Origin of the sequence: Chryseobacterium sp. SC28 (assembly GCF_003932955.1) — a bacterium.
Lineage (GTDB): Bacteria > Bacteroidota > Bacteroidia > Flavobacteriales > Weeksellaceae > Epilithonimonas.
The window spans coordinates 1-8,634 of sequence record NZ_QOVY01000037.1; the positions used below are offsets into that span (position 1 = coordinate 1).

Annotated in this window: 3 protein-coding genes and 1 rRNA gene; all 4 read right to left on the reverse strand. The window is 41.5% G+C overall.

Annotated elements, in window-relative coordinates; all coding sequences use genetic code 11:
• Positions 1 to 81 (reverse strand): 16S ribosomal RNA (locus tag DTW91_RS12460); the annotation flags it as partial.
• 559 nt (positions 82 to 640) lie between these two features.
• The gene (locus DTW91_RS12465) at positions 641 to 1,045 is read right to left on the reverse strand and encodes a VanZ family protein (protein ID WP_185144786.1); all 405 of its coding nucleotides are present in this window, start codon (positions 1,043 to 1,045) and stop codon (positions 641 to 643) included.
• Positions 990 to 1,367, reverse strand: a complete 378-nt coding sequence (gene gcvH, locus DTW91_RS12470) for a glycine cleavage system protein GcvH (RefSeq protein ID WP_125203685.1) — start codon at positions 1,365 to 1,367, stop codon at positions 990 to 992. Before gcvH ends, DTW91_RS12465 begins: the two co-directional genes overlap by 56 nt.
• 124 nt (positions 1,368 to 1,491) lie before the next feature.
• Positions 1,492 to 8,499: a cell surface protein SprA gene (sprA, locus tag DTW91_RS12475; protein ID WP_228412721.1), complete on the reverse strand. Its 7,008-nt coding sequence runs from the start codon at positions 8,497 to 8,499 to the stop codon at positions 1,492 to 1,494.
• Positions 8,500 to 8,634: the final 135 nt, after the last annotated feature.

Genomic DNA, 8,634 nt, shown 5'->3' on the forward strand with positions numbered 1-8,634 from the left:
GAAAGACAAATACCGCTCGGCTTGCATGTGTTAGGCCTCCCGCTAGCGTTCATCCTGAGCCAGGATCAAACTCTCCATTGTATGTTTGTTCGTCTCCTATACTCAAACTCAATTTAAAATTGACGCTTTGGTTTTCTTACTTGGTTGTTATATGTTATGTCAATGAACGTCCTTCTTTACGCTTCCTCAGGATCTCTTTTTATCTGTATCCCCCAATTTGCGTGTGCAAAAGTATAAACTTTTAACGAACCTACCAAATCTTTTTTATGGTTTTTTTCTCAACCTTAAAAACACTCAATAATATCCTTCTAATCTTACTTCACTTAACCCAATCATTCTAATTCGGGAGTGCAAAAATACAGATTGTTTTCTTATCTGGCAAATTATTTTTAATTTTTTAATCTATATATTATTCAAAGATTAATTAGTTCTAAACTTCTCTGCGCTCCAAAAAGCTTTCACTTTAGTTGTGCAAATATAGTATGGATAAAGTCGGCTTGCAAATAGAATTAACAATGAGTTTACAATTGTGTAAAAAAGGCTCAATTAAAGAACTGCAAAACAGTACGGTAGTAATTGATATAAAGTTATCCACATTATGTGCTAAACTTGTTTAGAAATTCTATCGTATGACTACAACCTAAGATTTCAAATATTTATTATATAAATAGAAGGCGAGGCAGACGCCCAAGCTGTCGGCAACAGCGTCTAATATTTCCAAGGATCGACCCAAATCCATCACATCCTGAAGAATCTCGGTAAGTAAGCCATAAGAAATCAGGATAAGAAAAAAGTGAAATATAGAAATTTTTGGAAAGCGAACTTTAAATAAAAGACCTAGTAGAAAGAATATTGAAAAATGAATGACCTTGTCCAGCTGCGGAAACATAAAGAAGTATTCTTTGTTCTCGACCCCGGGGCGCAACAGCATATATGTAAGAATTGCCCAATAGATGGGCAATGTAATCTTAATATATTTAGTAACAAAATTATCCAACAACTTCCTGATATTCTTCTGCGGAGAGCAATTTGCTAAAATCTGCATCTTCTGCAATTTTGAGTTTTATGATCCAGCCTTTCCCGTACGGGTCTGAATTTAATAATTCCGGCTGGTCATCTAATTCCGAGTTCATTTCTATTACGTTGCCGGCAACAGGAAGGAAGAGGTCGGAAACAGTCTTTACGGCTTCTACGCTGCCGAAAACCTCGCCGGCATCAAGATCTTCGCCCACCGTATCTACATCTACGAAAACAATGTCGCCCAATTCGCCTTGGGCATAGTCTGTGATCCCGATGGTGGCTATTTCTCCTTCTATTTTGATCCACTCGTGATCTTTGGTGTACTTTAGTTCAGATGGTGTATTCATTTCTTTTGATTAGATTTTGACAAATTTAATTATATATAACAATAGAATGAAAACAAATTACAAAAAAAATAAGCGCATCTATACATACCCATTTCATAGGTTGATGCGAGTACTGAATAATGCTTTATACTCTAATTAGNAGGTTCAGGTTTTGTGACATATTGTAATCTGCGGAGAGTTTGAGACTGAAGATTTTTTGTCCGCCTGTAATCTGAGAATCATCTATCAGGATGTTGGTAATCGTCGTTTTGCTGTCCCGCATTGACAGGTCTGCTCTCATATTGAGATCACTTTTTATATTTTTTACTTTTCCTTGATAATTCAGACGGATTTTGAGATTTTTCAAAATGTAGCCGTAGCCGAATACATATTCGGTTCCGAGCTCTTCTGTAAGTGTGCTATTGACTAATCCCAACATATACGTACGGTCCCTGTTGTAGTTGAACCGGAACTGCATATTATTCCTCATCGTGACATCAAAACCAACCAGAGGATAGAATGCTTCCACATAGCCCACTTGGGTTACTGTATAAGGATTGTATCTGTTGCCATTGGAGTCGTACATGGTGCCGATATCCTCCGGATTTCTGTTATAGTAATCGATGCTCGATTGTACACCAGACATCGTAGAAGTCGAAACATAAGAATGCAAAATATCAAATTTGGTGAACTGACTGTTGATAATCGGGATATTTCTAAGACCCGAATACACCAATTTCCAGTTGGGTAATGGCGTACCTGCCTTGGTAGGATTGCTCATTTTCTTAGGCGATTTTCCTTCGATTGCTGCTTGGAAAGCAGGTATCAAAACATACGCATTGCTTTTGGAGTAGCCGGCCGTGAAGCCTTCATTATCTCTAATGCCTTCATACTGCTGAGAGATCGCCAAGGCATTGTCTTTGATATCCTGATAAATGGCAGATCCACTTTTGAAGGCGGTACCGAAAGTCCACGCAGTGTTGGAATAAGTTATCATTTCCGATCCAAAAGAAAATTGGAATCCCTCTTTGGTAATATCGGCGTCGATATTGTAGCCTCCTTGCATAAAATTCCGGGTATAAGTCTGCAATACATTGAAATCTATTCTAAGATCATTGGCCGGCATAATCTGCAGATTGCCTGTAAAGGTTCTGTTGTGAAGTTCTGTATAGGCATCGTTCATTAAGGAGGAATTAGAAATCCATCCATTCTCTATCACAGTTCTACGGATGTCGGCTTGGGATCCCAATAGGAAACCAATCGTTGGCCCGCCAAGTGTTTGCCCATAGCCGTAGAAATTAGGCGCCGATAGAAGTCCCGGCAACATAATGCCATTGTTTTCGGAATAATTAAAGTCCAACTGTTTGAAGGATGTGAGCGCATAGGCTGCTGCCTGAAGTGGCGTGAGCTTATTCTTGAATTTATATGATTTGAATTTGAATCGGCTGTTTTTCTTTGTAAATGCGGTGTTGTACACGTTGTTGAGCGAGTCTATTTCCTGACGGCGCTTCTGCATTTTATCATTAATCTTTTTGAAATAATCAAATTTGCCAAAGAATCTGGGAATATCCACCGTAGAAGTTGCAACGATGGCATTCGTATTTTGAGAGATATTTCCAAGATTTTCGATTTTGTCTTCGAACACCACATTTCTGGTGCCGGTGGATCTTGCATTCCAGTTGTATTGGAACTGATAACTCACCTCTGCATTGATAAAATCCAAATAAGGAAAATATTCAAATGGCAATCTGTAGTTCAACTGCGCCCGGTGGTTATACAAAACAGGACGCCCGGCTCTGAAGACATTGCTGAAGATGGAGCGGTTGTTCATAGAATTGACATCCAAATTATCATTGAGTGTTTTGGTCTCCGAACTTATTTCCAGCTTGAGGGATCGGGTAAAATTAAATCCCAAACTATATTGCCATCCGAAGAAGAAGTTTCTGTTTTTGATAACATCGAAGTCTGCACCTGCATTTCCGGAAAGCAAGGCATCCACATTTCTGTACTCCAATTCGTTGTAATTTCTGTCCAAAATGGTTCTGAAAGATAATCTCGTAGGCACTGGGTTGAAGTTAATTTCTTTGATCCACCTTAGATATTTGTAGGATTTAGCCGTATCACTTACCATCTTGTTAAACGGTTTCAAAACATACGGTTTGAAGGTGTAGTTATATTCTATGTATCCATTCAAATATTGTTTGTAGTTGCGTTTGGTGTACACATCGCGGTAAAAGTCGTCGTTGTAAATGGCTGTAACATTTAAGTTTTCTACATCGTAGAATTTCGGTTTTTTGTTCGGATTCATTCTCTCCTTTCTCATGTTTACCACGCCGATGCTTCTTTGCTGAGTATAGGTGCTGACGACTTTTTTCAGTTCGGCTTCATTCGGTGCTTTATTGAGCTCGATGTCATTATCCAGCGGGTTGTACTTCGGATTGGTCATCGTCTGCGTGTAGGAATAATTGACAGGGATTTTCATTCCGATTTTTTCAGGAAGAAACTTATCTACATTTACAGTTGTATTGATGCTGAAAGCCGAATTCTCATCCTGAGATCTTTCCGATGGTTTCTGATCTATCGCTCCAAATCCAACTGAAGCATAAGACGCATTGGCATTGACCATTGCAAAATCGCCCAGGTTGAAATTTAAACTTGCGTTCCCTGCATATCCCCCTTTGTTTTCGATTTCGGAAAGACGGATTTCGTTTACCCAAAGGATAAGGCTCTTGCCTTCGCCATTGTCGTTTTGGCTTCGCACACCAATCATCATCGTCGTCACATTTCCAATACTTGGACGGCCTTTGACGTAGATTTTCTTGTCCTCGTCTCCAAAATCGGTAAAATCATAGCGTTGGTCAATTGTAATCGTTGGATTCGCTTCTCTCAAGAGCTCGTCGCGTTGCAGTTTGGCATTGACAAAGTTTTCTATTTCCAGATCTACGGTGTTGGCATCGGGCCAGATGTCTAACGGCGACGTTGCATTCTTGGCCGTCATCGTCAAGGAAGTTTCGTATTCGTAATAATTATCCGTCGCATCGCTACCAAAACGGATAAAGAATTTGGCATCTTTATTTAAGGTGCTCGTATTAGTAGAAGTAGGAGATACATCTTCTGCATGAACAAACAGAGCCAATTTCTTGTATCGGCGCATATCCAAACTTGTATTTTTGAAAACGCCTCTGGATTCGTTCTTCAAGCGATCTACTTTCATATACAACGAGGATTCATTTTGCCGTTGCGCACCAGCATTGCCGCTTAGTACTTGTCGCTCGATGCCAGGAGGCAAAACGTACGGTGGTGTGCCTAAGCCGTTCTCCTCAAGGTTGACACTTCCGAGATCGAAATTTGAATTTTGATCGGCAGGCGCGCTATTTCCTTCGTCCTCATTGGTGACAGATGCGCTGTAGATTTTGTTGGAATATTTTCTCCAGTCAGACCTTACCAAATCGAAAGATCCAAATCTAAGTGTGGAAGTCTGCTCAAATCCTTTCATTAATAATCGGGCAAATCGGACATTATTAAGGACGGAGACATCCGAGCCATCGACAACGGTATTGTCGTCATAGTTGGCAACCGGGATGCGGAAGAGATACCATTTTACTTTTTTGGATTGCCCGTTCTCGAATTTGACATCCACTTCTTTTACATCTACTATTTTGTTCTGTCCCAAAGTCAAACTGGCTGGAGAGAGATTGATGGTATATTGGTTGTAATTTTCTGTCTGATCCAAGTTATAATCTCTGTTTACGTCTTCTGCATCCGGCGTTTGGGTTGCAACTTCCAAAGTATTGGCAGCGGAGTTGCCTTCAGGACCACGGAAATATTTGTAACGCTCAGTCAAAGAAGATGCAAGATCGCCCTGGAACTGGTCTGACAAATAGAATACAAAGTTATCAGAAGCCGGATCCAGCTCATTGGTCACGGGATTGGCGAAGTTGGTGCCAAACTTTTCTTGTTCCTGAGTAGCGGCCAGACCGTCGTAGCCCAAATCTTGCTCGGTTCTTCCCGCCCCTTCTGTAGAGAAAGCATAGAGAATTGGGAATTGGCTCGGCTGCGTTCCCCAATTGGTGGTAGAGGTATTGGAAGGCGCCGCGGCAGTTGGCAATCCATTTTCGTACTGGAGTTTGCCGTCCTTCAAAACATCCTCGGACACGTTCCCCAGTTGCAGTAAAAGTTTGGGATCGGTACCCAAAGTATTTCCGTCGGCATAAGGATCCTGCAACCAGAACTCTACATAATCGATATTGGAAGTTACAAAGTTGGTCACGGAGATTGGCCGCATCAGGCCTGCCCATCTCTGCGAGACGGTTTCTGTAGCAGGATTCACGTTGTAAGGACCTCTTTCTTCCGGATAATAAGTGATATCAAAAGTATTAAGAATCGTTTGCTCACCCGCCACATAATCTCTGTTGTTGTACAGTTCTTTCATCTGAACTCTTCTGGAAGCAAAATTGGAAAGTGCCGCCGCGTTGATCCCGTTGGGTGCTGCTCCGCCCACGCCGTAAAATCTGGGATCAATGGTGTACCAAGACAAGAGCCCTCTTCCGTTTCCGCTGTTTAAGTTGTCATTTGAAACGGTTTGTGGAAAGACGACATCATTTAAGTTTTTTTCCGGCCGGGAAGCCAAGCTCCACATTGCAGGTTCTTTCAAAGAAATTTTGGAAGTAGTCTGTTCAAAATCGTCGATGTAAGATTGATCGTTGATGCCCTTGTTTTGACCCGGAATCAGATAGGCACCTTCTGCCTTGAAATTCAAGTTGGATGGCGCTTCGGTATCGACGAGAGGAATTTTATCCGTCAGCCTTGTCAGGAATGGCAACTGATTGTTGTACATCAAATTGAAGCCGGCCATTGTATTGCTAACGGCTTCCTGACCATAATTTACTTTTTGGGTCAATGGTCTTTCGGAATAGTTGACAACCGTGGCGCCCACCATCAAATGATCGCTGAATTTTCTCTCAAGATTCAATCCCCAGAAACTTTTTCTTTGCATATTGAAGGTCATCTGATTTTCCAAAGAAATATTGATCGCCTGTCCGGATTGCTTCACCGTTTCATTAATGATATTAACGGTTCCCAGCATATAATCGACGGTATAATCTACCCCTTCTACCAATTGCACCCCGTTTGCAGTCACCCGCACGGATCCCTGTGGAACGTTGATGGCACCAAGAGAAATCCCTTGTCCTTGACTTCCTTTGTATCGGCCCTCGATGGTGTAGCGCTGTGCGAGCGAACTTTCCTGCGCTTGGGCTTTCTGCTTGTTGTACAGATCACTGAAAACATACGGCGTCGTATCCTGATTGGCCAATATGCTCTGCAGATATTTCCCAAACGGCTCGGCCTTCGTAAAAATGATTTTCCCATTTTCAGCATCAACCGTAATTCCTTGTACAAAGTCAAAAATACCGTCTCCGTATAGGCCTTGTGCGTTTTGTTGTAAATCGTTATTAATATTCAGGCGATCCCAGTTTAGCAATCTTAATAAATTGGTATCCGCCGGAATACCATTATTGTACTGAGCCCCGGGCAGATAATTAACTTTCCCGCCGGAATTGGGATCTCTGAAATTAACATTGAGCAGGAAATCCTCAGCGATTAACTGATTAGAATTGAGGGAATAAATGTTCTTCATCATCAGTTGCCACATCGGAGAAGTGGGTTTCACAGCGACATTGGATTTCAAGAGTTTCGTAATAAGCACCGGATTTTCCTCAGAAAACTCCCCCACTTTGTACACCGTGCTAGAACCGTTGATGGTATAAGAATAGGAGACCGCCAGAAACTGATTATCATTAAGTCTCTGATTTAAAGATATATACCCCAACTGGGAATTGAATTTGTACTCCGATGTATTTAATTTTCGAGCCTTGGTATTGGTGATGTATTGCTCGCCAGAGGTATATGGCTCCAAAACGCCTTGAGAATTGGGGAAAGATTTTCCCGCCAATGTGCTGTAGGCGGTATTGATATCGCGGTTGCCTCCTAAGGTAGAAACGATTTGACTGTACAGATTATTATTGCTGTTGCTCGGTGTGACGCCTTGCTGATCTCCCAAATCTCTGATTCCGACAATTGGTTTCTGACTTTCCAAGTTGGAGCCGCCCTGATCCAGCACCCACACTTCCATTCTGGTGATATTGATTCTGGAATTAATCAATGGGTAATTAGCCAGCGATGCGTCGTAATTATCCAAAAAGTAATGTCCCAAATAATAATGCTGATTATCTTCATAATCAAAAGCATTGACTTTGAAGGTGCTCATCGTTCCGCCGCCTTGTGCCACGATGGTTTTGGCCTCGCCTTGCTGCTGCGAAAAAACCAAAGTTCCCGTGGTTTTACCCATTTGGAATTCTGTTTTCAGACCGAATAATGATTGCGATCCCCGGATCAAACTTGTAGAAAGCGGCATGCTGATGTTCCCGACCTCTACCCTTTTGATGATCTTATCTTCCGGATCCTGCCCTTTTTCATCAAGTCCTTTGGATTGCAGATCCCTCCAAGTTCCTTTGGCCTGCCAAACCATGTTGAGCCTATTTTCGAAAGCGAATCCACTCTGGGTATCGTAGTTAGCCTTGAGCTGAAGATTTTCTCCAACCTTGCCCGTAATCCCCAATTGGATTCTCTGTTGGATATTGATGGCAAAACTTTTCCTATTCTGGGGAAGGATGAGCGGATTATCAATTTTTTGAGAAAGAACCCCCAGATCAAATGAGGCAAAACCCTGCGGAATCAACTCTATTTTGTTGCTTCCAAAGATATTTTCGAACATTTTGTTCTTGATGGTGATCGCCGGTATCAAGCCTTTATTCTTCGCATCCGTCTGGTCTCGCCTGCGTCCGAGATCGTTTAAAAGAGATTTTTCTTCGTAATACTTACGAAGATTGTTCTGCATGGTGTAGTTTTTGTATTCTTCAAACGTCATCGCGATGGGCGCTCCAACGATGGTATTGCCAATCTTCGGATACAGATAGTACATCCCTGTCTTGAGGTCGTAATAAGCATCATAATGAACAGGATCTGCCAAGCTGAAATCTTTCCTGACGCTTACTAAGCTGTCAGCGGGAGTCTCTTGGGCAAAAATATCGGTAAAACCTATGAAAATTAAAAAAAGGAAGGTTAATTTATAAAGGTAAATGTTTTTCTTCACATATATTTTTTTAAGAAATTGATGACAGGTCAAACGCATTAAAATTTCAATAACTCCTGCAAGTAATCTAAATTCCAAGAGGCGATTTTTCTCATTCTTTTAATGCTTATTTTCTTGTTTTCTGCTTGTTTTTCT

What these genes read in the sequence shown, in the direction of transcription:
- gcvH (WP_125203685.1), bottom strand. Translation starts at nt 1,367, where the DNA reads ATGAATACACCATCTGAACTAAAGTACACCAAAGATCACGAGTGGATC.
- DTW91_RS12465 (WP_185144786.1), bottom strand. Translation starts at nt 1,045, where the DNA reads ATGCAGATTTTAGCAAATTGCTCTCCGCAGAAGAATATCAGGAAGTTG.